The sequence below is a fragment of the Streptomyces sp. NPDC045287 genome (genome assembly GCF_056432325.1).
Genome location: NZ_JBWKJG010000003.1, coordinates 391,516 through 415,485 on the forward strand (window position 1 = coordinate 391,516; position 23,970 = coordinate 415,485).

Consider the following 23,970-nt stretch of genomic DNA (forward strand, 5'->3'; position numbering starts at 1 on the left):
GAATGTGACCCGGAAGGCCCGGCCCCTGGAGGGCGGGGCCTTTGGGGCGACCGGGCGCGTGAGGCGTTGGACCGCCGGGCTGCCGGGCTGCCAGAGCCTCGGGTGGCTGGACTGCCGGATCCTTGGGTGGTGGGGCTGCCGGGCTCCTGGGCTTCTGGATTGCCGGTGCGCTGGGCTGCCGGTGTGCCGGACTGTCGGGCTCTTGGGGTTCCGGGCCGCGTCCGGAGTCCGTCCCGGGCCCGCGCGCTCAACGGTCGGGGCGGCCGTCAACGCTCCTCTTCGCTCCCGGAAGGGGACGGACTCGGCGGGGAGGCGGTGCGGTACGCGGTGTAGGAGCGCAGGCCGAGCCGCTCCAGCCAGGCGTCTCCGGCGACGGCGTAGGTGAGGACCGGGTAGTGCCACGTCCGCAGGTCCGTCAGGGTTTCGCGGAGCGCCCAGCGCGTCCACACCCGGACGGGGTCCTGCTGGGGGTCGGCCTCGTCGGCTTCGTCGGCTTCGCCGGCTTCGTCGTGGCGGAGCAGTTCGGCCGCGAGCTCACCGAGCGGCAGGGTCCGTCGGCCGCCGACCAGCGGCTGGAAGAGCTCGTCCACGCGGACCTCCGTCCGGCAGGAGCCGAGGGACTCCAACCAGTCGGTGTCGAAGAACACCTGGCTGGAGCCGCTCGCGAGCCCGCGGTAGGCGTACTCGCGGGCCAGGATCGTGCTCCGGGTCGCCGTCGTCCTCGGCAGGGCCATCCCGGCGGCCCCTTCCAGGACGAGGATCTTGGGGGCGACGACCTGGTCCCGAGCGGGCCGTCCCGTACGGGTCAGGTCGGTGCGCACGCCGTCGGTGAGTCCGACCGTGTAATAGGGGAGCGGGTGGTCGGCGTCGACGCGTCTGCTGCCCTGGAGCGCCGCCGCCGCGTTGTAGACGTCGATGGTCCCCGGGTCGCCCCGCAGGAAGCGCGGCAACAGCCGGCCCCCGTCGGGGGGTATCAGGTCGCGTGCCGCGGACAGGACGGGGGCGTCGCCGCCCACGAGGTCCAGGCTGCGGCGCAGGCACTGCCGGAAGTAGTCCAGCAGGCTTCCCTCCGGTCGGGGTTCCGGCATGAGGTGGCGGAGCCTGCGCAGCGCCGGCTCGTGGTCCCGGGGGCGCGGCAGGGTGCGCAGGACGGCTTCTTCGTGCTTGGCGATGATGTCGCGGAGCCCGGGCGCGGCGATCCGCATGGGCACGGCGGTGATCGCCAGGTCGGGGCCGGCCAGGCTCCACATGCCGTGCTCGCGGGAGGTCTCGCGGACGAGCCGCTCGACGGTCGTGGAGCGGTGCCGGGCCAGTACGGCGAGCGGTATCCGGCGGTCCAGCGCCGCGTAGTCGGCGCGCGCGAGGTTCGCGAAGAGCAGCCCGTCGGGGCAGAAGGCGGCCAGCGGGCGGCAGTTGGTCCAGCCCTTCTTGCTCAGCACCTCCTTGCGGATGACGCGGAACTCCCGCAGCTCCTCCTTCCCACGGGCGACCCCCGCGTTGTCGATGTCGTCGATGACGTACGTCCCGGCACCGCGGAACGCGAAGGCGATCGCCGGCGCGATCGTCCACGGGCTCTGGTACAGGGCGAGCGGGGGGACCGCCGAGGGCGCCACGTCGACCAGGCCCGCACCTGCGAGAGGACCTGCCCGGTGGCCGGTCGCGACCGTGCTCACGTCTCGCCCTCGCCCTCCGGTCGCGGGTGGAACGGGAAGTCGACGCCGACCCCGTCCCTGAGCGCCGCCCGGTAGGCGGTCCAGGAGAGCACGAGGTCCTGCCAGGGCAGTCCGACGGGGGTGTAGACCGTCACCTGTTCGGCATCGGTTCGCGCCGGGACCGTCCCTTCGACGACCTGGCCCAGGACGCCTGCGGCGTCCTCGCGCCGCAGGCCCGCACTGCCCAGCGCACCGGACGTCAGGGCCAGGTCGAGGTCGTCCACGATGACCCGTGCGTGCCGCAGCAACTCGGCATCGAGCTCGGTCTTGCCCGGTTCGTCCGCTCCCAGCGAGGTGATGTGCGCGCCCGGCCGGACGTCGGGAAGGCGCAGCAGCGGGCGGCGGGACCAGGTCGCGACGACGATGCTGTCGCAGTCGCGGGCGACCTCCCGCGCGCTGCCGACGACCCGGCACGCGAGCCCGGCCCGCTGCCAGGCCGCGGCCATCCGTTGGGCCCGCCGGTCGTCGACGTCGTGGATGACGGCCCGCTCCACCGTGCGCAGCCGGGTCAGCCCGCGCAGCGTCATGTCCGCCTGGGCCCCGGCGCCGATGATCCCCACGGTGTGCGCTCCGGCCGCGCTGAGCAGGTCGGTGGCCAGGGCCGCCGACAGCCCGGTCCGCCACGCGGTCACGAAGGCGGAGTCCAGCAGGGCGAGCAACCGCCCCGTCCCCAGGTCGTGGAGGCAGACGACGCCGGAGATCGCCGGGTCGGCGCCGGGGAACTTCGCGTTCACCTTGACCGTGTAGGCGGGGATGCCGGTCAGCAGCCCCGGCAGCAGTACGGCGATGCTCCCCGGCGATGCCGGCAGGTCCTGGTGGACGCGCCGCGGGGGTGCCGGCGCGGCGAGGGCGGCGGCGAAGCCCCGGCGCAGCGCCCGGACACCGGCCCGCGGTGTGAGCAGCCGGCGCAGTTCGGCGGCACCGAGCAGCAGTGTCACGAGAGAACCCCCGCCTCCCACCGGCGTCGGAACCGGACGGCCGCCAGCCTACCGAAGGCCGTGGCGGCGGCTCCCGCGACGAGCGGGGGTGTGCGCAGCACCGTCACGGGGCGCCCTTCCCCAAGGCCGCTCCCGCCCGGCCGCATACGGCGACGACGGCGCCCAGGGCCGTGGAGACGAGACCGGCGAACAGCAGTGCCGTGTCGACACCGAGGAACCTGCCGAGCACCACGGCCGAGACGGCGCTGCCGAGGAACGCTCCCCCGTAGGCGACGGACCGGCAGGTCCCGGCCACGCGCCCCAGCAGCTCCCCGGGAACGACGGTCTGCCGCATGGCACGCCAGTACACGGTGTAGAGCACCGTGCCGGTGGCGAAGGCGACCTGCGCGAGGACGACGGCGCCCAGCGACGTGAGGACCCCCAGGCCGGCCACGGCCACACCTTGCAGGGCCACCGACAGCCCCATGACCACGAGGTGGCCGCGGGAGGGCGCCTTCCAGGACAGCAGGAGCGCGATGGCGACGGACGTCACCCCGGACGCCGCGAACACGAGCCCCACGGTGTCCGCTCCCAGGCCGAGGTCGTGCTGCATGCGGTAGACCACCATGGGCTCGTACGCGCCGAACACGAAGTTGACCACGGTGCTCATGAGGACGCCGACGCGGACGGCGGTGTCGCCGGTGACGAGGTACCGCATCCCGGTGGCCAGATCGCGCCACTGGCTCGCCAGGCCCCCACGGGCGGGTTCCGCGGGGCGCGCCGGTGAGGTGATGCGGTGGAGCAGCAGGTAGGCCACGACGAAGGAGACGCTGTTGATCAGTACGGCCTGCTCGGGGGCGAGACGGCTGACGGCGAATCCCGCCGCCGCGGGCCCCAGCACGACGCAGGCCGTTCGCGACGCCTCGGTGGCGGCGTTCGCGCGGGGCAGCCTGTGGTGGGGGACGAAGTGGGGCAGGGCGCTGTCGAAGCTCGCCGCGGCCACCGGAGCCATGAGGCCCAGCAGGACCGCCGTCACGGCCAGGCCTCCGACGCCGACGTGCGTGGCGGAGAACACCACGTAGGCCAGCAGCAGCGTCAGCGCCGAGCACAGGTAGCACAGCCGGAGCAGCCTGACGCGGTCCTGGCGGTCGGCCAGCACGCCTCCCCAGACGCCCATGAGGACCTGCGGGAGCAGGGCACAGGCGTAGACGAGGCTCATGGCCGAGGCCGTCCCGCCCACCTGGTAGACGATCAGCGGCACGGCGAGGACGTAGAACTCGTCCCCGGCGACGTTGACCGTGTACGCGGTCCAGAGGCGGGCGAAGCGGCCTGCCGGAACGGCGGACGGCGGGCGGGACTTCGGGAGCGGCTCTGTCGTCACAGGCTGAAGTAGTCGACCTTCAGACGGGGGATGTAGTTGGACACGTCCGAGTAGTACAGGATGATCCCGTCGTTGTACTGGTCGAACGAGTGCTTGAGGTCGTGCAGGTTGTTGACCGCGCGGTGCGCCTGCTCCGCGGGAACGTACTTGCGTCCCTCCAGGGCCTCCTCCAACAGGCCGGTGTGGTTCGCCTCGACGTCCGTCCTGACGTGGGAGACCAGCGGTTCGAGGCAGTCCTTCGGATAGCCGTATGCCTCGGCCAGCCGCTGCAGGGTCTCGGCGCCTTCGACGGTCTCCGTGCCGCGGGCCTCGAAGAGCTTCGTGCACGCCAGGTACCCGAGGGTGTCCTCCCGCGCGATCTCGCAGAGGTTGTTGATCCACGACCAGGTGCCGATGATGGGGTGGGCGTTCTCGACCTCTTCCTTGGTCAGACCCATGCGGATGAGGCTGTCCCGGGCCATCCAGGCATGATCGTATTCCTCGGCGAGGTACTCCGAGAGCAGCCTCTTCCACTGCGGGTCCGAGCAGTGGGCGATGGCCGTGGAGATGTGGCGGCTCGCCGAGTTTATGTAGTGGTACGTTTCCAGGATGAGTCCCAGGAAGACCTCCTTGCGGTACTCCTGGTTTTCCAGCCCGGACCACAGGCGGTGGTAGCCGATCTGCTCGGTCCACATGGCCGTGGACTTGTCGATCTGCTTCAGGAACACGTCGACGGGGATGTTCTCCAGTTCGGGATTCTCCTCGCGCAGCAGTCCTTGCTCCGCGAATGCGTTGACTATCCCGAGCACATCTTCCGGGGTGACGTTCGTGATCTCCGAGATCTGCTGGACCGTGTGGCGGCCGTCCAGGTAGCGCTTGAGGTTCAGGAAGTCCTTGAGCTGCGCACCGTGCTGCTCCAGCTGGAAGTGCTGGTCACCGACGATCATGAGCACGTCGTCCCCGGTGCTGGGGACGAAGAAGGTGCAATGCCTGAGACGCGGGCGGAATTCCAGGTCACGCTTGAGCATGCGGCGATCCTTTCTTCAAGCAATGAAGGGGAGGCACATGAGTGTGCCTCCCCTCCGTCACTGATGGTCGTCAGCCACAGAGAACGGCACCAGCGACCTTGCTCATCGCGGGCTTCTCGACCGGCTTGATGGTGATGGACATGAGAATCACCTTGCCCTCTCTAGAGGAAGAAGACCGGATTTTCCGGCCCGTAGAAAAAGCTAGGCGCACATGTACGGTCCATCAACACCGAAATCAGAATTTTACGTTCCGGCGGCTTGATGTATTCCCTCAGGCTCGTTCTTTTTGGCACTTTTGTCCGGGTTCGTGTGGCGTGTGAGGGAGGATCGTCCCCCTCCATTTGGCGCGAAACGGGCGGTGGCCGATCCGTCGGCCGGTTCGCGCCGGGGCGACCGCGCACCGGCGCGGGGAGGGGGTGGGGCAGAATCGGGCGCATGACACGCCCTGAGCAGCCCGGGAAGCCCGGGGACCCGTCCGAGCCCGCCTACGCCGACCGCGTCTACCGGTCGCCGCTGGCCATGGTGGGGGGTGCGCTGCTGCTCGGCATCGGCCTGTGGATGGGCGGCGACGCCCTGTTCCGCGGTGACGGCCGTGCGCCCTGGACGGCGGCCGCCGCGTTGCTGCTGGGGGTGCCGCTGGTGGTGGCGTTCACCTTCCGCCCCGCCGTGTTCGCCAACGACGACCGGATGCGGATCCGCAACCCCTTCCGCACCGTCGTCGTGCCCTGGGCGGCGGTGGAGTCGTTGCGGGCCGTGTACACGACCGAGGTCGTGACGCGCGGTGGGGCCAAGTACCAGTTGTGGGCCGTGCCGGTCTCGATGCGGCAGCGCAAGCTCAAGGTGCGCAGTGGCGGGAAGGTCCTGGTCGGTGCCGAGAGCACCCTGCAGGAGTTGCGTACGCTCGCCGAGCAGAACGCCGTCCGTCCCACCGCGAAGGGCGAACCCGAGTCCCGCTGGGCGTACGAGGTCATCGCCCCCGCCCTGGCCGGACTGGTCGCCCTGACCGCCCTCCTGGCCACGGGCTGAGACGGGCTGAGGCGGATCGGCGCGAGCCGGGGCGGATCGGCAGGGGCCGGGACGGGCCGAGGTGAGCCGGCAGGGGCCGGCGCGAGCCGGGGCGAAGGCGGGAAGCCGGGAAAACCGGGAAACGCGAGGGTGCCGGGGAGCCCGCGGGCTCCCCGGCACCCTCGTGCCGTACGGCTCAGATGCCCGCGGCCGTCGCCAGGTCGCGCTTCAGGGCGTCCAGGGTCCGGGCCGCGCGGGTGCGGGCGTCCGCCAGCGCCCCCGCGCCGGCGACCGGGACGATGACCTCCAGGTAGCACTTCAGCTTGGGCTCCGTGCCGCTCGGGCGGACGATGATCCGCGCCTCGTACTCGCCCTCCAGGTAGTACCGCAGGCCGTCCGTGGGCGGCAGGTCCCCGGCGCCCCGCGCCAGGTCCTCCGCGCGCGCCACCGCCAGGCCCGCCAGCCGCGTCGGCGGCGCCTCCCGCAGGCGGCGCATCGCGCCGGCGATCACGCCCAGGTCCTGGACGCGGACCGAGAGCTGGTCCGTCGCGTGCAGGCCGTGCTCGACGGCCAGGTCGTCCAGCAGGTCCGTCAGCGTGCGGCCCCGCTCCTTCAGCTCCGACGCCAGCTCCGCGACCGCCAGCGCCGCCGTGATGCCGTCCTTGTCGCGGACGCCCTCCGGGTCGACGCAGTAGCCGAGCGCCTCCTCGTAGCCGTACCGCAGGCCCTCGACACGGGCGATCCACTTGAAGCCCGTCAGGGTCTCCGCGTGCCCCACGCCGGCCGCCGCCGCGATCCGGCCCAGCAGCGACGACGACACGATCGACTCGGCGAACACGCCCTTCGCGCCCTTGCGCACCAGGTGCGTCGCGAGCAGCGCGCCCACCTCGTCGCCGCGCAGCATCCGCCACCCGCCGTCGGCCGCCGCGTCCGGTACGGCCACCGCGCAGCGGTCCGCGTCCGGGTCGTTGGCGATGACGAGGTCCGGGCCCGCCTCGCGCGCCTTCGCGAAGGCCAGGTCCATCGCGCCCGGCTCCTCCGGGTTCGGGAACGCGACCGTCGGGAACGCCGGGTCCGGCTCCGCCTGCTCCTCGACCAGCACCGGCGCGGGGAAGCCCGCCCGCGCGAACGCCGCCAGCAGCACGTCCTTGCCGACGCCGTGCATCGCCGTGTACACGACCCGCGCCGTGCGCGGCGTGCCCGGCGTCAGCACCTCGTCCGTGCGGGCCAGGTACGCGTCCAGCACCTCGTCGCCGAGGACCTCCCAGCCGCCCGGGGCGCGCTCCACGTCCGCCAGGGACCGCACCGCGGCGATCTCCGCGGCGATCTCCGCGTCCGCCGGCGGCACGATCTGCGAACCGTCGCCCAGGTACACCTTGTAGCCGTTGTCGCGGGGCGGGTTGTGGCTCGCGGTCACCTCGACGCCGGCGACCGCGCCCAGGTGCCTTATGGCGTACGCCAGGACGGGCGTCGGCAGCGGACGCGGCAGCAGCGCGGCCCGGAGCCCCGCGGCGACCATCACGGCGGCCGTGTCACGGGCGAAGTCGGCCGACTTGTAGCGGGCGTCGTACCCGATCACCACGAGGCCGTCCGCCCGGCCCTTCGCCTTCAGGTACGCGGCGAGTCCCGCCGCGGCGCGGATGACCACCGAGCGGTTCATCCGCATGGGCCCCGCGCCCAGCTCGCCGCGCAGCCCGGCCGTGCCGAACTGCAGCGTGCCGGCGAAGCGGGCGGCGAGCTCGTCGAGGTCCCGGTCCGCGAGGAGCCGCGCCAGCTCGCCGCGGGTCTCCTCGTCGGGGTCCTCGGCCAGCCACGCCTCCGCCTGCGCGATGAGGTCCTGCTGGTCCTGCTGCAGGTTCTGCTGCACGGGGTCTGCCTCTCTGGTGTCGTCGTACGCGGTCCCGGCGTACGCGGTGGTGTCATGCGCGGCGGTGCGGTACGCGGTGGTGCCGCACGCGCCGCGCGATCGGGGTGAAGGTCTGGTACCCGGTGCCCGCCGGACCACGGCACCCCGCCGCACGGCCGCGGCCGGGCCGCCCCCGCCCGGGGTCCGGCCCGGCCGCGCGGAGGTGCCTCAGATGCGCTCCAGCACGCGGGTGAGCAGGTCGCCCATCCGTGCGGCCGAGTCGCGGCCCGCCTGGAGGACCTCCTCGTGGTTCAGCGGCTCACCTGAAAGGCCCGCGGCCAGATTGGTGACGAGGGAGATGCCGAGGATCTCCGCGCCCGCCTCGCGCGCCGCGATGGCCTCCAGGACCGTGGACATGCCGACCAGGTCGCCGCCGAGCACGCGGACCATGTTGATCTCGGCCGGGGTCTCGTAGTGCGGGCCGGGGAACTGGACGTAGACGCCCTCCTCCAGGGAAGGGTCCACCTCCTTGCACAGGGCGCGCAGCCGCGGCGAGTACAGGTCGGTCAGGTCGACGAAGTTCGCGCCTTCGATGGGGGAGGCCGCCGTCAGGTTGATGTGGTCGCTGATCAGGACCGGCTGGCCGGGGCGCATGCCCTCGCGCAGGCCGCCGCAGCCGTTGGTGAGGACGACGATCCCGCAGCCCGCCGCGACGGCGGTGCGCACGCCGTGGGCGACGGCGGCGACGCCGCGGCCCTCGTAGAAGTGCGTGCGGCCGAGGAAGACCAGGGCGCGCTTCTCGCCCACGCGGTACGAGCGGACCCTGCCGCCGTGCCCCTCGACGGCCGGCGGGGGGAAGCCCGGCAGCTCGGTGACCGGGAACTCGGCTTCGGGGGCGCCGAGCGCGTCGGCGGCCGGGGCCCAGCCGGAACCCATCACGAGGGCGACGTGGTGCTTCTCGGCGCCCGTCAGCTCGCGCAGGCGCGCGGCGGCGGCCCGGGCGAGGGTGCGGGGGTCGTCCTGGCGGTGGTCCGGGATAACAGATGCGTTCACGCGGATGAGGGTAACCCGTCCGGGCCTACGCGCGTAGATGACAGGGCCCACGGTGTTCGTATCGTTGTCTTGTGGGTTTCGACGAACGGGCGGACCGCGGTCAGCAGGGGCGTTTGCGCAGCTCCATCACGTAGTCGTGGGGCGCGCCCGCGGACTCGGCGGCGTCGGCGATCTCGCCCAGGTAGCGGGCGGAGGGGAGGCCGCCTTCGTACCCGTTGAGGACGTACACCCAGGCGGGCTCCTCGCCGTCCAGGGTGTGCACGCGGACCCGCATGCGCCGGTAGACGTCGAGGCCGACGCCCTCCCAGCGGTCCATCGAGTCCTCGTCCATCGGGGCGATGTCGTACAGGGCGACGAAGACCTGCGAGCGCGGGGCCTCCACGATCGTGGCCAGCGCCCCCTCCCAGCCCATCTGCTCGCCGCCGAAGGTCAGCCGCCAGCCGTTCAGCCAGCCCGTGCCGCGCAGCGGGGAGTGCGGGGCGCGGCGGGTCATCAGCCGCGCGTCGAGGTTGCCGGCGTACGCGGCGTAGAGCGACATGGGTCGAGGGTACGGGAGGCCCCGCCTCCCCCGCCCCCTCGCCTCGCACGTGCGGCTTCGCCCCCGGGCCCCGTCTGCGCCCGGCCCCGGCGCGCCCGCGCGCGGCCCGCGGCGGGAGGCCGTGGGGGACACCCCGGGCTGAGGCCGGGGGCGGGGTGCGGGAGAATGACGCTGGATCGAACAGTGCGGGACAATGACGTACGTACTCCCATCCCATGAGGACAACCCCGACCCCTGGGCCCACCCGTCCGCGGGGTCGCCGTGACGAGAGCGCGAGGCGTGACCCCAGTGACCCGGATCGTGATCATCGGTGGCGGACCCGGCGGATACGAGGCGGCCCTGGTGGGCGCCCAGCTCGGCGCGGAGGTGACCGTCGTCGACTGCGACGGCCTCGGCGGAGCGTCCGTCCTGACCGACTGCGTCCCTTCGAAGACCCTCATCGCGACGGCCGAGGTCATGACGACCTTCGACTCCTCGTACGAGGAACTGGGCATCATCGTCGCCGACGACACCCCGCACCAGGAGCAGGCCGCCCGCGTCGTCGGCGTCGACCTCGGCAAGGTGAACCGCCGTGTGAAACGCCTCGCGCTCGCCCAGTCGCACGACATCACCGCCTCCGTCACCCGCGCCGGCGCCCGCGTGGTGCGCGGCCGGGGCCGCCTCGACGGGGCGCAGGACCTCGACGGCTCCCGCCGCGTCGTCGTCACCGCCGCGGACGGCACGGAGGAGACGATCACCGCCGACGCCGTGCTCATCGCGACCGGCGGCCACCCCCGCGAGATCCCCGACGCCCAGCCCGACGGCGAGCGCATCCTCAACTGGACGCAGGTGTACGACCTGGACGAGCTGCCCGAGGAGCTCATCGTGGTCGGCTCCGGCGTGACCGGCGCCGAGTTCGCGGGCGCCTACCAGGCGTTGGGCTCGCGCGTCACGCTGGTCTCGTCGCGCGACCGCGTGCTGCCCGGTGAGGACCCGGACGCCGCCGCCGTGCTGGAGGACGTGTTCCGCCGCCGCGGCATGAACGTCATGGCCCGCTCCCGCGCCCAGTCCGCGAAGCGCGTCGGCGACCGCGTGGAGGTCACCCTCGCGGACGGCCGCGTCATCTCCGGCACGCACTGCCTGATGGCGGTCGGCGCCGTCCCCAACACGGCCGGCATGGGCCTGGAGGAGGCGGGCGTCCGCCTCAGGGACTCCGGCCACATCTGGACCGACAAGGTGTCCCGCACGTCCGCGCCCGGCGTGTACGCGGCCGGTGACGTGACCGGCGTCTTCGCCCTCGCGTCGGTCGCCGCCCAGCAGGGCCGCATCGCGATGTACCACTTCCTCGGCGAGACGGTCGCGCCGCTGAACCTGAAGACGGTCTCCTCGAACGTCTTCACCGACCCGGAGATCGCCACCGTCGGCTACACGCAGGCCGACGTCGACGCCGGCACGATCGACGCCCGCGTCGTCAAGCTGCCGTTGCTGCGCAACCCGCGCGCGAAGATGCAGGGCATCCGGGACGGCTTCGTGAAGATCTTCTGCCGTCCGGGCACGGGCATCGTCGTCGGCGGCTGCGTCGTCGCGCCGCGGGCGAGCGAGCTGATCCACCCGATCTCGATCGCCGTCGACAACAACCTGACGGTCGAGCAGATCGCGAACGCGTTCACCGTCTACCCGTCGCTGTCGGGCTCGATCGCGGAGGTGGCACGGCAGCTGCACACCCGGAAGACCACCGCGGAGGCGTGAGGCCGGGGCCGCCGGGGGACAACCCCCGGCAACCCCCGGCAAGTCGGGACATCGAGCGATCACGGATCGCTCACAGACAGAACCGCCTATAGCACTTGGCGACCTTGTCTGTTCGCAACTTCTCGGAATCGGCCCGTACGCCTGCAAAGGGCCGGCGGCTGGGGTTACTGTCAGTTTCGTGTTCGCTGCAGAACGTCGTCAGTTGATCCTTGAAATGGTGCGTGCCAACGGGGCGGTCTCGCTCCGGGAGCTCGCCCGTGTCGTCCAGACCTCCGAAGTGACCGTACGGCGGGACGTGCGGGCGCTCGAGGCCGAAGGACTCCTCGACCGCCGGCACGGCGGTGCGGTACTGCCGGGCGGTTTCACGCGAGAGTCCGGCTATCCGCAGAAATCCCACCTCGCGGCGGCGGAGAAGACGGCGATCGCCGACGTCGCCGCCGGGCTCGTCCAGGAGGGCGAGGCGATCGTCGTCGGCGCCGGTACGACGACGCAGGAGCTGGCCCGCCGGCTCGCCCGCGTCCCGGGGCTGACCGTGGTGACCAACTCCCTGCTGGTCGCCCAGGCGCTCGCGCACGCCAACCGCGTCGAGGTGGTCATGACCGGTGGGACGCTGCGCGGTTCCAACTACGCACTGGTCGGCAGCGGCGCGGAGCAGTCCCTGCACGGGCTGCGGGTGTCGCGGGCGTTCCTGTCCGGCGCGGGGCTCACCGCGGAGCGCGGGCTGTCCACGTCGAACATGCTCTCCGCGAGCGTCGACCGGGCCCTGGTGCAGGCGGCGACGGAGGTCGTGGTCCTCGCGGACCACACCAAGCTCGGCGCGGACACGATGTTCCAGACCGTCCCCACGGAGATGATCACGCGTCTGGTGACGGACGAGCCGCCCGTCCACGACGACCGGGCGGGGATGGAGCTCCAGGCCCTCGCGGACCAGGGCGTCCAGATCACCGTCGCGGGCGGCGGGCCCGGCGCGTCCGCCGCGGCCGACGCGCGGCAGGCCCGCCACCCGCGCCGGGACGTCCCCCTCCCCGGCCAGCGCGGCACCCGCCACCCGGGCCCCCAGCTCCGCAGCGCCCCTCTGCCCCCGGACTCCCCGGAGCGCCAGGCCCGCGTCGCCGACCTCCGGCGCCGCTGATCCCGCGGCCCCCTCCGGGGAGGGGCCGGGAGCCTCCACGGCGCCGCGCCTGCGCGCCTTCGCGGCCGACCGGTCACGGGTCACCGGTCGGCCGCGAGGGCACGAAGGCGGGCCGACGGCCCCGAGAGCGCCACGCCGGCGGCGTGCCGTACGCGGCGGTCACGCCGAGGAAGGACGTCTCCCCGTACGGGGTGCGAGAAGCGGCGGCACCGCGGTGCCCACCGGGGCCGGGCCCCCGGGTCCGGGCCGGGTGGCGGCGGGTGGGCGGACGCCTCCTCGTACGGGCCCCGCAGGTCGGGGCGGCCGGTGGCGGCGGCCTGACGGCGGTGGCGGCCCGCGGGCTTCAGGGCTTCACGCCGCGCAGGGTCAGGGTCAGGAGGCGGTCCGCGAGGGCGTCGTCGTCCGGGTTCTGCTCGGCCGCCAGAGCTATCGCGTTCGTCAGTTGCAGCAGGTCGCCGATGGACACGTCGTGCCGCACCGCGCCCGCCTCCTGCGCGCGGGTCAGCAGGCGGGCGCCCGCCTCGCGGAGCGGGTCGTTGCACTGCGACAGGGCCGAAGTCGGGTCGTACGAGGCCGACATCAGCGCCCGCGCCAGGCCCCGGTACTCACCCGCATGGGTGACGACCGCGCGGAGCCACTCCACGAGCGCCGTGCACGGCTCGTCCGCCCCCGCCAGTTCGCGGGAGCGGGCCAGCAGGGCCGTCACGGCGTCCTGGAACACCGCGTTCATCAGGGCGTGCCGGTTGGGGAAGTGGCGGTACAGCGTGCCGATTCCCACGCCCGCGCGCCGCGCGATGTCCTCCAGCGCCGCGTCCGTACCGTGCTCGGCGAAAGCCGTGCGCGCCACGCGCAGCAGCCGCTCGTGGTTGCGGCGGGCGTCGGCGCGCATCGGCCTGGTCGTCGTCATCCGGCGGTCCTCCCTCGTCCCTCCAGGATGCCATCGCGCACGAACGGGGAACCGGAGGGCCGTGTGAGTCGGGAGGGGAGAGGCTACCCTCCCGGGCCCCTCGCGGACCGGGGACCGTACGGGTGATGAGGGGGCGGGTGTCCCCGTAGGCCGCTCGTGGGGGCGGAGGGGTGTCGTGGGCGTCGGGGCCGTGCGTGACTGGTGGGGCCGGAGGGCTCTGCGGGCCGGGAGGGGGGTGGGTGCCCCCGTGGGCCGCTCGTGGGGCGAAGGGGCGGGTGGGTGTCTCCGTAAGTCGCCCGTGGGGGTGGAGAGGCGCGCGGGTGTCGGGAGGGCGATCGTGCGCGGTCCGCGGAACCGGAAGACCCTGCGGGCCGGGAGGGGGGTGGGTGCCCTCCTGGGTTGCTTGTGGGGCCGGAGGGGCGCGCGGGTGTCGGGAGGGCGGCCGCGCGCGACTCGTGGGACCGGAAGGCCCTGTGGGTCGAGAGGGGGAGGGTGCCCCCGTGGGCCGCTCGTGGAGCCGAAGGGGCGCGCGGGTGTCGGGAGGGCGATCACGCGCAGGCGCGAAGCGCTGAGCATGTTCGCCCTCCCGACACCCGCTCACAGCGCCCCGGAGGCGGAACGAGCCTCAAAAAAGGAGGGTCGCGAAGCGCTGAGCATGTTCGCCCTCCCGACACCCGCTCAAAGCGCCCCGGAGGCGCAACGAGCCTCAAAAACTCAGTCCTTGATCTCGCAGATCGCCGCGCCCGAGGTGACGGACGCGCCGACCTCCGCGTTCAGGCCCTTCACCGTGCCCGCGCGGTGGGCGTTCAGCGGCTGTTCCATCTTCATGGCTTCCAGGACGACGATCAGGTCGCCCTCCTTGACCTCCTGGCCCTCTTCGACGGCCACCTTCACGATGGTGCCCTGCATCGGGGAGGTCAGCGTGTCGCCGGACGCGGCCGACGCGGCCTTCCGCTTCGCGCGCCGCTTCGGGCGGGCACCCGCCGCCAGGCCGGTACGGGCCAGGCTCATGCCGAGCGTCGACGGCAGGGACACCTCCAGGCGCTTGCCGCCGACCTCGACGACGACCGTCTCGCGGCCCGTCTCCTCGTCGTCCGCCTCGGTGTCGGCGGGGGCGGCGAACGGCTTGATCTCGTTGACGAACTCCGTCTCGATCCAACGCGTGTGGATCTTGAACGGGCCTTCCGCCGGGGCGAACGCCGGGTCCGCGACGACCGCGCGGTGGAACGGGATGGCCGTGGCCATGCCCTCCACCTGGAACTCGGCCAGCGCGCGCCGTGCCCGCTCCAGTGCCTGCTGCCGGGTCGCGCCCGACACGATCAGCTTGGCCAGCAGGGAGTCCCAGGCGGGGCCGATGACGCTGCCGGACTCCACGCCCGCGTCCAGCCGGACACCCGGACCGGACGGCGGGGCGAACGTGGTGACCGTGCCCGGCGCGGGCAGGAAGTTGCGGCCCGGGTCCTCGCCGTTGATGCGGAACTCGAAGGAGTGGCCGCGCACCTCCGGGTCGCCGTACCCCAGCTCCTCGCCGTCCGCGATGCGGAACATCTCCCGTACGAGGTCGAGGCCGGTGACCTCCTCGGTCACGGGGTGCTCGACCTGGAGGCGGGTGTTGACCTCCAGGAAGGAGATCGTGCCGTCGTTGCCGACCAGGAACTCGACCGTGCCCGCGCCGACGTAGCCGGCCTCCTTCAGGATGGCCTTCGACGCCCGGTACAGCTCGGCGTTCTGCTCCTCGGTGAGGAACGGCGCCGGGGCCTCCTCCACCAGCTTCTGGTGGCGCCGCTGGAGCGAGCAGTCGCGGGTGGAGACGACGACGACGTTGCCGTGCTTGTCGGCCAGGCACTGGGTCTCCACGTGCCGCGGCCGGTCCAGGTACCGCTCCACGAAGCACTCGCCGCGGCCGAACGCCGCGACGGCCTCGCGGACCGCCGAGTCGTACAGCTCGGGGACCTCTTCGAGGGTGCGGGCCACCTTCAGGCCGCGACCGCCGCCGCCGAAGGCCGCCTTGATGGCGATGGGCAGCCCGTGCTCCCGGGCGAACGCGACGACCTCGTCCGCGCCGGAGACCGGGTCGGACGTACCGGCCACCAGCGGCGCGCCGGCGCGCTGCGCGATGTGACGGGCCGCCACCTTGTCGCCGAGGTCGCGGATCGCCTGCGGCGGCGGGCCGATCCAGATGAGTCCGGCGTCGATGACGGCCTGGGCGAACTCCGCGTTCTCCGACAGGAAGCCGTAACCCGGGTGGACGGCGTCGGCCCCCGAGTCCTTGGCCGCCTGAAGCACCTTCGCGATGTCCAGATAGCTGGCCGCCGGGGTGTCACCGCCCAGGGCGAACGCCTCGTCCGCCGCACGGACGTGCAGGGCGTCCCGGTCCGGATCGGCGTAGACGGCTACGCTCGCGATCCCGGCGTCCCGGCAGGCACGGGCGACACGGACAGCGATTTCGCCACGGTTGGCGATGAGCACCTTGCGCACGATGGCTCCCTCCATTCCCAAAACACGCTGAGTTTAGGGACTGCCGACACGTCGTTTCGACTGTTCCCCAGTCGTGAGGTTGCCCACACGGAGCGTGATACGCGGCTCGCTCAGACTTCGAAACCCCCTTGCCCCGCCTTGGTACGTGGGGTTTCCTGACAGCACAGTAGCCCCGGGGTGTGGTCAAGGTCTCTGTTCTGGAGGCCAGCGGGGTGTCCCGTTTCTTTGTGGAGTCCCTACGAATGGGCGAACGATTCTTTGCCGCGGCACGCTGACCCTTGCCCGGGGGTTTACCCGTGAGTAGCCTGCGCGTTGACATCCGTACCGCTGGTAACAGGCAGGGGGTGCCCGTGATGACCGGCAGACCGGTGGCACTGACGGCGGGCGCCGTACTGCTCGCCGAGGCGGTGGGCGCCGTGCTGCTGCACGGCGTGCTCGCGGCGGTCCTGTCGAACCAGCGGATGTCCCTGGCGGGCCTCGACCCGGACGCGATGATCACCGGTACGTGGGTGGCGGGCGGCGTCCTCGGCGCGTACCTCGCGCTGTGCGGGGCCGTACTGCTCCGCACGGGTGTCCGCCGCGCGGCGCCCGGTCGGTGGGGCCGCGTCCTGCTCGTCACCTGCGCGGTCACCCACGCGGTGCTGGGCGCCGTGGCGGTCGGCCTCGTCGGCTGGGCGGCCTTCGCATGGCTGATGGCGGCCATGGGGCTGGTGGTGCTCTCCCTCGTCGCGTACGAAGGGCCGCGGGACCCGGCCGGTACGGCGACCGACGACCGCCCCGCCGGTACGGCGATCGCCGACCGGCCCGACGACTGGCCCGACGACCGCCCGGCCGGTACGGCGACCGACGACCGGCCCGGCGGCCCGGCCGGTCAGGCGCCGCACTCCGCGTGACGCGCCCCGCCCCGCGCCCCCAGGCCCCGCCCTACGCCCACAGGTCGGTGACGGCCACGTCCAGCCGGCGCAGGAGGCGGCGCAGCAGCGGCAGCGACAGGCCGATGACGTTGCCCGGGTCGCCGTCGATGCCGTCGATGAACGGCGCCGAGCGCCCGTCGAGCGTGAAGGCGCCCGCCACGTGGAGCGGTTCGCCGCTGGCGACGTACGCGGCGACCTCCTCGTCCGTCGGGTCGCCGAAGCGGACCAGCGTGGACGCGGTCGCGGAGGCGTACCGCTTCGCCGCCGTGTCGTGGACGCAGTGGCCGGTCTGGAGGACGCCGACGCGACCGCGCATCGACTTCCAGCGGGCGACGGCCTCCTCGGCGTCGGCGGGCTTGCCGAGCGCCCGGCCGTCCAGCTCCAGCACCGAGTCGCAGCCGATCACCAGCGCGCCGGACACCTCCGGGCGGGCCGCCACCAGGGACGCCTTCGCCTCGGCGAGGGCCAGGGCCAGCTCGGCGGGGGTCGGGGCGGTCACCTTGCTCTCGTCGAAGCCGCTGACGACGACCTCGGGCGAGAACCCGGCCTGACGCAGCAGGCCGAGGCGGGCGGGGGACGCGGAGGCGAGAACGACACGACGCTGAGCACTCATGCCGCCATCGTATGCAGCGCCGCGCCCCGGAGGAGGGGCTCCGGCGGCCGGCCCGGGGCGGGCGGGGCGGTCAGCGCAGGCCCGCGGCGAGCATCGCCACGAACATCGCCAGGGCCAGCAGGACGCCGGCCCGCCGCAGCATGGCCTGCGTGGCCCGCATCTCCTCGGGCGGCTCGTTCTCGGGGTCGGACCACAGCATCCCTCGATCCTGCGGACCCCGGGCGCGTCCCGCCTGAGTACGCGTACTCAGGCGGGCCCCCGCGAACGGGCCGGGCCGCCGCCGCTACGCCGGCCAGTAACTCCGCGACCAGGACCGGGGCCCCGGGACCGGCGGCAGGCCGCGCGCGACGCGCACGGGCGCCGACCAGGCGCCCGGGGTCCGGGACGGCGCGCCCGCGGCTTCGGCGGCGGCCGTCGCCGCGGCGCGCGCCCTGACCACCGCCAGGGCGGCGGCGAGCTCCTCGGGGGTCGGGTTACCCCGTACGACCTTGATCATCGAGGCTCCTCACAGGGGGATGTTGCCGTGCTTCTTCGGGGGCAGGTTTTCCCGCTTGGTGCGGAGCTGACGCAGGCCGCGGACGATCTGCGCGCGGGTCTCGGACGGCATGATCACCGCGTCGATGTAGCCGCGCTCCGCCGCCGTGTACGGGTTGAGCAGCGTGTCCTCGTACTCCTGGATCAGCCGGGCGCGCAGCGCCTCCCGCTCGTCGTCCGGGGCCGCCGCGATCGTGCGGCGGTGCAGGATGTTCACCGCGCCCTGGGCGCCCATCACGGCGATCTGCGCGGTCGGCCACGCCAGGTTCAGGTCGGCGCCGAGGTGCTTGGAGCCCATCACGTCGTACGCGCCGCCGAACGCCTTGCGCGTGATGACGGTGATCAGCGGGACCGTCGCCTCCGCGTACGCGTAGATCAGCTTCGCGCCGCGCCGGATGATGCCGCCGTACTCCTGGTCCACGCCCGGCAGGAAGCCCGGCACGTCGACGAAGGTCAACACCGGGATGTTGAACGCGTCGCACGTGCGGACGAAACGCGCCGCCTTCTCGCTCGCGTTGATGTCCAGACAGCCCGCGAACTGCATCGGCTGGTTGGCGACGACGCCCACCGGGAAGCCCTCGACGCGGCCGAAGCCGGTGACGATGTTCGGCGCGAACATGCCCTGGGTCTCCAGGAACTCCCCGTCGTCCAGGACGTGTTCGATGACCGTGTGGATGTCGTACGGCTGGTTCGCGGAGTCGGGGACGACCGTGTCCAGCTCGCGGTCGTCGTCGGTGACGCCGAGGTCCGCCTCCTCCGGGAAGGCCGGGGGCTCCGACAGGTTGTTGGACGGCAGGTAGGACAGCAGCGACTTCACGTAGTCGATGGCGTCCTTCTCGTCCGCCGCCATGTGGTGCGCCACGCCGGAGGTCGCGTTGTGCGTCCGCGCGCCGCCCAGCTCCTCGAAGCCGACGTCCTCGCCGGTCACCGTCTTGATGACGTCCGGGCCGGTGATGAACATGTGCGACGTCCGGTCGACCATCACCGTGAAGTCGGTGATCGCCGGGGAGTAGACGGCGCCGCCCGCGCAGGGGCCCACGACCAGGCTGATCTGCGGGATGACCCCGGACGCGTGGGTGTTGCGGCGGAAGATCTCGCCGTACATGCCGAGGGCGCTGACGCCCTCCTGGATGCGGGCGCCGCCGGAGTCGTTGATGCCGATGACCGGGCAGCCGGTCTTCAGCGCGAAGTCCATCACCTTGATGATCTTCTGGCCGAACGTCTCGCCCAGCGCGCCGCCGAAGACCGTGAAGTCCTGCGAGAAGACCGCCACCGGGCGGCCGTCGACCGTCCCGTAGCCGGTGACGACGCCGTCGCCGTACGGGCGGTTCTTCTCCAGGCCGAAGTTGGCGGACCGGTGCCGCGCGAACTCGTCCAGCTCCACGAACGAGTCCTCGTCCAGCAGGAGGGCGATCCGCTCGCGGGCCGTCAGCTTGCCCTTCGCGTGCTGCTTCTCGACGGCACGCTCGGAACCCGCGTGCGTCGCCTCCTCGATTCGGCGCTGCAGATCCGCGAGCTTCCCCGCGGTCGTGTGAATGTCGATCTCTTGACGCTCGGACATCGGGATGCGGCTCCCTGCCTGGTCACGTGTGGTCACGGGTGCGTTGGCTACTGGCCCGTAGAGTATCGGCGGGGATGCCGTTCGGCAGTGCGGTCTTTGCCACACCTAGGCTGGGTTGCATGACGCCCCCTCTTGGTCAAGGAACCGGTCCGGCGAGCCCCTGGAGCGATCTCGAACGGCCCCCGCTGGGCGCCCCCGCGCTGCGCCGGGCCCTCCTCCGGCCGGGCGCGCTGTGGACGTCCCTCGATCTCGTGCCCACCACCGGCTCCACCAACACCGACCTGGCCTCCCGCGCCGCCGATCTCCCCGAGGGCGCCGTCCTCGTCGCCGAGGAACAGACCGCCGGGCGGGGCCGCCTGGACCGGGCCTGGTCGGCGCCGGCCCGCTCCGGGCTGTTCTTCTCCGTCCTCCTCAAGCCGGACGTGCCGGTCCGGCGCCTCGCCTGGCTGCCGCTGCTGGCCGGGGTCGCCGTGGCCACCGCCCTGGCGCGGGCCGCCGGCGTCGACACGGCGCTGAAGTGGCCCAACGACCTGCTCGTCACGGTCGGGGGCGAGGAGCGCAAGGCCGGGGGCATCCTCGCCGAGCGCGCCGGTGACCACGGCGTCGTCGTCGGCGTCGGCGTCAACGTCACCCTCCGCGCCGACGAGCTGCCCGTGCCCGCGGCCGGGTCGCTCGCCCTCGCGGACGCCGTGTGCACCGACCGCGACCCGCTGCTGCGGGCCGTCCTGCGGTCGCTGGAGGAGTGGTACGGCCGGTGGACCGCCGCGGACGGCGACCCGTCCGCGTCCGGGCTCCAGGCCGCGTACGCCGCCGGCTGCGCGACGCTCGGCCGGACCGTGCGGGCGGAGCTGCCCGGCGGCCGGGCGCTCACCGGGGAGGCGGCCGCGATCGACGGGGACGGGAGGCTCGTCGTGGCCGCGGCGGACGGCCGGCGGGAGGCCGTGGGAGCGGGTGACGTCGTCCATCTGCGCCCGGTGGACTGAACGCGCTCGGTCTCGGGGACGTGAGCCAGGGCACACCTGCCGTATCGTTGAGGCGATCCGTCGGCCGGGTTCGCCGAGGTGGTCGACGAGGGGGTCGACGCGGCGGGTCAGCGACAGAACGGCAGGCAGGGCAGTGCGCACGGATCGGGCAGGAGGCGGCCGGTGACCGTCGACGACGAGAACGCGGGCGGAGTGGAGTACCCCACCCCCCACCATGTCGTCGATCACACGGCGGAGCCGACCGACAACCCCCTCGCCATCCGCCTGGAGCAGTTGATCCTCGGCGCCGAGCGGCGCTACACCCCCTTCCAGGCGGCCCGCACGGCCGGCGTCTCGATGGACCTCGCGTCCCGCTTCTGGCGGGCCATGGGCTTCGCGGACATCGGCCAGGCCAGGGCGCTGACGGAGGCCGACGTGCTGGCGCTGCGCCGGCTGGCCGGCCTCGTCGAGGCGGGGCTGCTGAGCGAGCCGATGGCCGTGCAGGTGGCCCGGTCGACGGGGCAGACGACGGCGCGGCTCGCGGAGTGGCAGATCGACTCGTTCCTGGAGGGGCTGACCGAGCCGCCCGAGCCCGGCATGACCCGCACCGAGGTCACGTACCCGCTGGTGGAGCTGCTGCTGCCGGAGCTCCAGGAGTTCCTGGTGTACGTGTGGCGGCGGCAGCTGGCCGCGGCGACCGGCCGGGTCGTGCAGGCGGGCGACGACGACGAGATGGTGGACCGGCGGCTCGCCGTCGGCTTCGCGGACCTCGTCGGCTTCACCCGGCTCACCCGCCGGCTGGAGGAGGAGGAGCTCGGCGAGCTGGTCGAGACGTTCGAGACGACCTGCGCCGACCTGGTCGCGGCGCACGGCGGGCGGCTGATCAAGACCTTGGGCGACGAGGTGCTCTTCGCCGCCGACGACGCGGGCACGGCCGCGGAGATCTCGCTGCGCCTCATCGAGACGCTGAAGCAGGACGCGACGATGCCCGCCCTGCGCGTCGGGATCGCCTTCGGCACGGTCACCACCCGCATGGGTGACGTGTTCGGGACGACCGTGAACCTGGCGAGCCGGCTCACCTCCATAGCGCCCAAGAACACCGTCCTCGTCGACGGCGCCTTCGCCGAGGAGCTGTCCCGTACGGGCGAGGCGCCCGAGTCCGAGGCGCAGGCGGCGGAGGAGGCCGCCCGCGCGGAGAAGGAGGGCGGGACCCCGCCCTCGTACCGCTTCGCCCTCCAGCCCATGTGGCAGCGGCCGGTCCGCGGCCTCGGCGTCATCGAGCCCTGGATGCTGTCGCGGCGGGAGCCTAAGATCCCCGGGTAGACGCGATAACGGTCGTTAACCGGGAGGGTGGGCGCCATGTCCGAGCAGCAGTCGGAGGAGCGGTACGGGGAGTTCGTCGCCGTGCGCCGGCACGGGTACGTGGCGGAGCTGGTCCTCGACCGGCCCAAGGCCATGAACGCGGTCTCCACCGAGATGGCCCGGTCCATCGGCGCCGCCTGCGCCGCGCTCGCCGCCGACCCCTCGGCCCGGGTCACCGTCCTGACCTCCTCCCACGACCGGGCCTTCTGCGTGGGCGCCGACCTGAAGGAGCGGAACTCCTTCACGGACGCCGACCTGATGCGCCAGCGGCCGGTCACCCGCGCCGCGTACACGGGCGTGCTGGAGCTGCCGATGCCGTCCGTCGCGGCCGTGCGCGGCTTCGCGCTGGGCGGCGGCTTCGAGCTGGCGCTCGCCTGCGACCTGATCGTCGCCGACGCGACCGCGGTCGTCGGGCTGCCCGAGGTGTCCGTGGGCGTCATCCCCGGCGGCGGCGGCACGCAACTGCTGCCGCGCCGGGTCGGCGCGGCGCGCGCCGCGGAGCTGGTGTTCACCGCCCGCCGGGTGCCGGCTGCGGAGGCCGCCGGGCTGGGGCTGGTCGACGAGCTGGTCGAGGACGACGCGCGCGGCGCCGCCCTGGAGCTGGGCGCGCGGATCGCGGCGAACTCGCCCGTGGGGCTGCGCGCCGCCAAGCGGGCCCTGCGCCTGGGGCACGGGCTGGACCTGCGGGCCGGGCTGGAGGTCGAGGACGCCGCGTGGCGGTCCGTCGCCTTCTCCGGGGACCGCAGGGAGGGCGTGGCGGCGTTCAACGAGAAGCGCGCGCCGCGCTGGCCGGGGGAGTAGCCGGCCGGCGCGGCGGGGCGCGCCGCCCGCGGGTCACCTGGCGTAACCGGGATCAGGTCGCCGGGTTGAAAGTGCGGATTCCTTCCTAAGCTAAGGGAATGGGTGAGGATGTCCGATTGCGGGCCGTGGTGGCGCTCGCGCAGGGGATGGCGGCGGCGCGCACTCCGCGCGAGTGCTGGCGGGCCGCCGCGCTCGGGGCCTGCGAGGCGCTCGGCGGTACGTTCGCGGCGCTCTCGGTCTGGCAGCGGGACCTCGGCCGGCTGAAGGTCCTGGTGAACGCGGGACGGCGGGCGCCGGACGAGGAGGAGTTCCCGGACTCCGAGGCGTACCCCGTGCACCAGTTCTCGGAGATCACCGAGTTCCTGCACGAGCGGTGGGCGGGCGGCGGTGAACCCGACGCCTGGGTGGAGACCGCCGACGGCGGCCCGGCGACACCCGATCACGACCACTGCCACCTGGAGGTCTCCCCGGGACGGGCGGGGTCGAGGTCCTGGGGGAGGGTGGCCGCGCTGCGGCGGCGTGGGCGGGGGTGCTGCGTGGTCGCGCCGATCGTGCTGCACGGGCGGGCGTGGGGCGAGCTCTACGTCGCCCGCCCGGTCGGGGCGCCCGTCTTCGACCGGGGCGACGCGGACTTCGCGACCGTCCTCGCCTCGGTCGTCGCCGCCGGGATCGCGCAGACCGAACGGCTGGAGGAGGTGCGCAAGCTCGCCTTCACGGATCCCCTGACCGGCCTCGCCAACCGCAGGGCCGTCGACACGAAGCTGGACGAGGCCGTCGACCGGTTCCTGGCGGACGGCTCCGTGGTGAGCCTCGTCGTGTGCGACCTGAACGGGCTCAAGCGCGTCAACGACACCCACGGCCACGCGGTCGGCGACCGGCTCCTGGAGCGGTTCGGATCGGTGCTGTCGTACGCGGGGGCGCGGCTGCCGGGTGCGCTGGCGGCGCGGCTCGGCGGGGACGAGTTCTGCCTCGTGTCGGTCGGGCCGGAGGCCGATGAGGTGGTCGCGGTCGCCGACGAGCTGTGCGTACGGGCCGGGGACCTGGAGTTCGGGGAGGGCGTCGCCTGTGGGGTGGCGTCGACGGGCGACCCGATCGGGCCGGTGCGCTCGGCCCGCCGGCTGTTCCGGCTGGCGGACGCCGCCCAGTACCGGGCGAAGGCGGCCCGCTCCCCGAAGCCCGTGGTCGCCGGGCGGGACGGGGCCGTCATACGGCTCGCGGACGCGCCGCCGGCCGCGTCGCGCGACCGCCGGAGGTTCCGCGACGCGCACCCGGAGGAGTGAGGACCGGGGAGGGCGGCCGGTCGGGCGGGGGCGGACGCGGGGGCGGCCGGGGCGGGGGCGTACGGGCCGAGGAGGACGCGAAGGCGGCGGGGCGGCCGGGGTGGCTGGGGTGGTCGCACGGTCGAGACGGAGACGGACGGGTGACCGAGGGGCGCGGGCGGCCGAGACGGCCGGGGAGGGCGCGAGGGCGGCCGGAGCGGAGGCGGGGCCGGACGGGCGGACCGGGGGCAGGGCTGGAC

The 23,970-nt window shown here is 73.5% G+C and carries 21 protein-coding genes; 8 read left to right on the forward strand and 13 right to left on the reverse strand.

Going from position 1 to position 23,970, the window contains the following annotated elements:
• Positions 1–266: 266 nt before the first annotated feature.
• The 4 genes from AC07D6_RS07650 to AC07D6_RS07665 form a co-directional block, all read right to left on the reverse strand.
• Positions 267–1,673: a hypothetical protein gene (locus AC07D6_RS07650; RefSeq protein WP_479042834.1), complete on the reverse strand. Its 1,407-nt coding sequence runs from the start codon at positions 1,671–1,673 to the stop codon at positions 267–269.
• Complete coding sequence (locus tag AC07D6_RS07655) at positions 1,670–2,650, reverse strand: ornithine cyclodeaminase family protein (RefSeq protein WP_479042836.1); 981 nt, start codon at positions 2,648–2,650, stop codon at positions 1,670–1,672. Before AC07D6_RS07655 ends, AC07D6_RS07650 begins: the two co-directional genes overlap by 4 nt.
• Positions 2,651–2,753: 103 nt before the next feature.
• Positions 2,754–4,010 carry an MFS transporter gene (locus AC07D6_RS07660; RefSeq protein WP_479042839.1) on the reverse strand — a complete coding sequence of 419 codons (1,257 nt, stop codon included), beginning with the start codon at positions 4,008–4,010 and terminating at the stop codon, positions 2,754–2,756.
• A complete protein-coding gene (locus tag AC07D6_RS07665; RefSeq protein WP_315881592.1) occupies positions 4,007–5,017 on the reverse strand; it encodes an iron-containing redox enzyme family protein in 1,011 nt (336 codons plus the stop codon). The genes AC07D6_RS07660 and AC07D6_RS07665 overlap by 4 nt, the downstream gene beginning before the upstream one ends.
• A gap of 435 nt (positions 5,018–5,452) precedes the next feature.
• On the opposite strand from AC07D6_RS07665, the gene AC07D6_RS07670 reads away from it, so the two are divergent.
• A complete protein-coding gene (locus AC07D6_RS07670) occupies positions 5,453–6,043 on the forward strand; it encodes a PH domain-containing protein (RefSeq protein ID WP_479042842.1) in 591 nt (196 codons plus the stop codon).
• Positions 6,044–6,218: 175 nt separating this feature from the next.
• Here AC07D6_RS07670 and AC07D6_RS07675 read toward each other — a convergent pair whose 3' ends face one another.
• The 3 genes from AC07D6_RS07675 to AC07D6_RS07685 all read right to left on the reverse strand — a co-directional run bounded on the left by AC07D6_RS07675 (position 6,219) and on the right by AC07D6_RS07685 (position 9,459).
• On the reverse strand, positions 6,219–7,889 hold the full coding sequence (locus AC07D6_RS07675; RefSeq protein ID WP_479042845.1) for a phospho-sugar mutase: 1,671 nt from the start codon (positions 7,887–7,889) through the stop codon (positions 6,219–6,221).
• Between the two features lie 207 nt (positions 7,890–8,096).
• Entirely contained in the window at positions 8,097–8,921 is an 825-nt protein-coding gene (locus tag AC07D6_RS07680) for a purine-nucleoside phosphorylase (RefSeq protein ID WP_315881589.1), read from the reverse strand.
• A 100-nt stretch (positions 8,922–9,021) separates the two neighbouring features.
• Positions 9,022–9,459 (reverse strand): gamma-glutamylcyclotransferase family protein, encoded by a 438-nt coding sequence (locus AC07D6_RS07685; protein ID WP_315881588.1) that lies wholly within the window; start codon positions 9,457–9,459, stop codon positions 9,022–9,024.
• A gap of 288 nt (positions 9,460–9,747) precedes the next feature.
• Here AC07D6_RS07685 and AC07D6_RS07690 point away from each other — a divergent pair, with 288 nt between their 5' ends.
• Positions 9,748–11,187 (forward strand): NAD(P)H-quinone dehydrogenase, encoded by a 1,440-nt coding sequence (locus tag AC07D6_RS07690; RefSeq protein ID WP_315881599.1) that lies wholly within the window; start codon positions 9,748–9,750, stop codon positions 11,185–11,187.
• Positions 11,188–11,401: 214 nt separating this feature from the next.
• Complete coding sequence (locus tag AC07D6_RS07695; RefSeq protein WP_479042973.1) at positions 11,402–12,319, forward strand: DeoR/GlpR family DNA-binding transcription regulator; 918 nt, start codon at positions 11,402–11,404, stop codon at positions 12,317–12,319.
• A gap of 343 nt (positions 12,320–12,662) precedes the next feature.
• Here the strand turns inward: AC07D6_RS07695 and AC07D6_RS07700 are convergent, their stop codons facing one another.
• Positions 12,663–13,226 (reverse strand): TetR/AcrR family transcriptional regulator, encoded by a 564-nt coding sequence (locus AC07D6_RS07700; protein WP_315881586.1) that lies wholly within the window; start codon positions 13,224–13,226, stop codon positions 12,663–12,665.
• A 714-nt stretch (positions 13,227–13,940) separates the two neighbouring features.
• The gene (locus AC07D6_RS07705; RefSeq protein WP_315875829.1) at positions 13,941–15,704 is read right to left on the reverse strand and encodes an acetyl/propionyl/methylcrotonyl-CoA carboxylase subunit alpha; all 1,764 of its coding nucleotides are present in this window, start codon (positions 15,702–15,704) and stop codon (positions 13,941–13,943) included.
• Between the two features lie 353 nt (positions 15,705–16,057).
• Between AC07D6_RS07705 and AC07D6_RS07710 the strand changes: the two genes are divergently transcribed.
• On the forward strand, positions 16,058–16,597 hold the full coding sequence (locus AC07D6_RS07710; protein WP_479042848.1) for a hypothetical protein: 540 nt from the start codon (positions 16,058–16,060) through the stop codon (positions 16,595–16,597).
• Between the two features lie 31 nt (positions 16,598–16,628).
• Here the strand turns inward: AC07D6_RS07710 and AC07D6_RS07715 are convergent, their stop codons facing one another.
• From AC07D6_RS07715 to AC07D6_RS07730, 4 genes are all read right to left on the reverse strand, one after another.
• Positions 16,629–17,231 carry a nucleoside triphosphate pyrophosphatase gene (locus AC07D6_RS07715; RefSeq protein WP_315875831.1) on the reverse strand — a complete coding sequence of 201 codons (603 nt, stop codon included), beginning with the start codon at positions 17,229–17,231 and terminating at the stop codon, positions 16,629–16,631.
• A 70-nt stretch (positions 17,232–17,301) separates the two neighbouring features.
• Positions 17,302–17,430, reverse strand: a complete 129-nt coding sequence (gene mmpB, locus AC07D6_RS07720; protein ID WP_315875832.1) for a morphogenic membrane protein MmpB — start codon at positions 17,428–17,430, stop codon at positions 17,302–17,304.
• Positions 17,431–17,514: 84 nt separating this feature from the next.
• Complete coding sequence (locus tag AC07D6_RS07725) at positions 17,515–17,727, reverse strand: acyl-CoA carboxylase epsilon subunit (protein WP_315875833.1); 213 nt, start codon at positions 17,725–17,727, stop codon at positions 17,515–17,517.
• A gap of 9 nt (positions 17,728–17,736) precedes the next feature.
• Positions 17,737–19,326, reverse strand: a complete 1,590-nt coding sequence (locus AC07D6_RS07730) for an acyl-CoA carboxylase subunit beta (protein ID WP_315875834.1) — start codon at positions 19,324–19,326, stop codon at positions 17,737–17,739.
• Between the two features lie 119 nt (positions 19,327–19,445).
• On the opposite strand from AC07D6_RS07730, the gene AC07D6_RS07735 reads away from it, so the two are divergent.
• The 4 genes from AC07D6_RS07735 to AC07D6_RS07750 all read left to right on the forward strand — a co-directional run bounded on the left by AC07D6_RS07735 (position 19,446) and on the right by AC07D6_RS07750 (position 23,731).
• Positions 19,446–20,309 (forward strand): biotin--[acetyl-CoA-carboxylase] ligase, encoded by an 864-nt coding sequence (locus AC07D6_RS07735; protein ID WP_315875835.1) that lies wholly within the window; start codon positions 19,446–19,448, stop codon positions 20,307–20,309.
• A 162-nt stretch (positions 20,310–20,471) separates the two neighbouring features.
• Entirely contained in the window at positions 20,472–21,611 is a 1,140-nt protein-coding gene (locus tag AC07D6_RS07740) for an adenylate/guanylate cyclase domain-containing protein (RefSeq protein ID WP_315875836.1), read from the forward strand.
• 36 nt (positions 21,612–21,647) lie between these two features.
• Positions 21,648–22,451: an enoyl-CoA hydratase/isomerase family protein gene (locus tag AC07D6_RS07745; protein WP_315875837.1), complete on the forward strand. Its 804-nt coding sequence runs from the start codon at positions 21,648–21,650 to the stop codon at positions 22,449–22,451.
• 98 nt (positions 22,452–22,549) lie between these two features.
• On the forward strand, positions 22,550–23,731 hold the full coding sequence (locus tag AC07D6_RS07750) for a GGDEF domain-containing protein (RefSeq protein ID WP_315875838.1): 1,182 nt from the start codon (positions 22,550–22,552) through the stop codon (positions 23,729–23,731).
• Positions 23,732–23,970 lie beyond the last annotated feature (239 nt).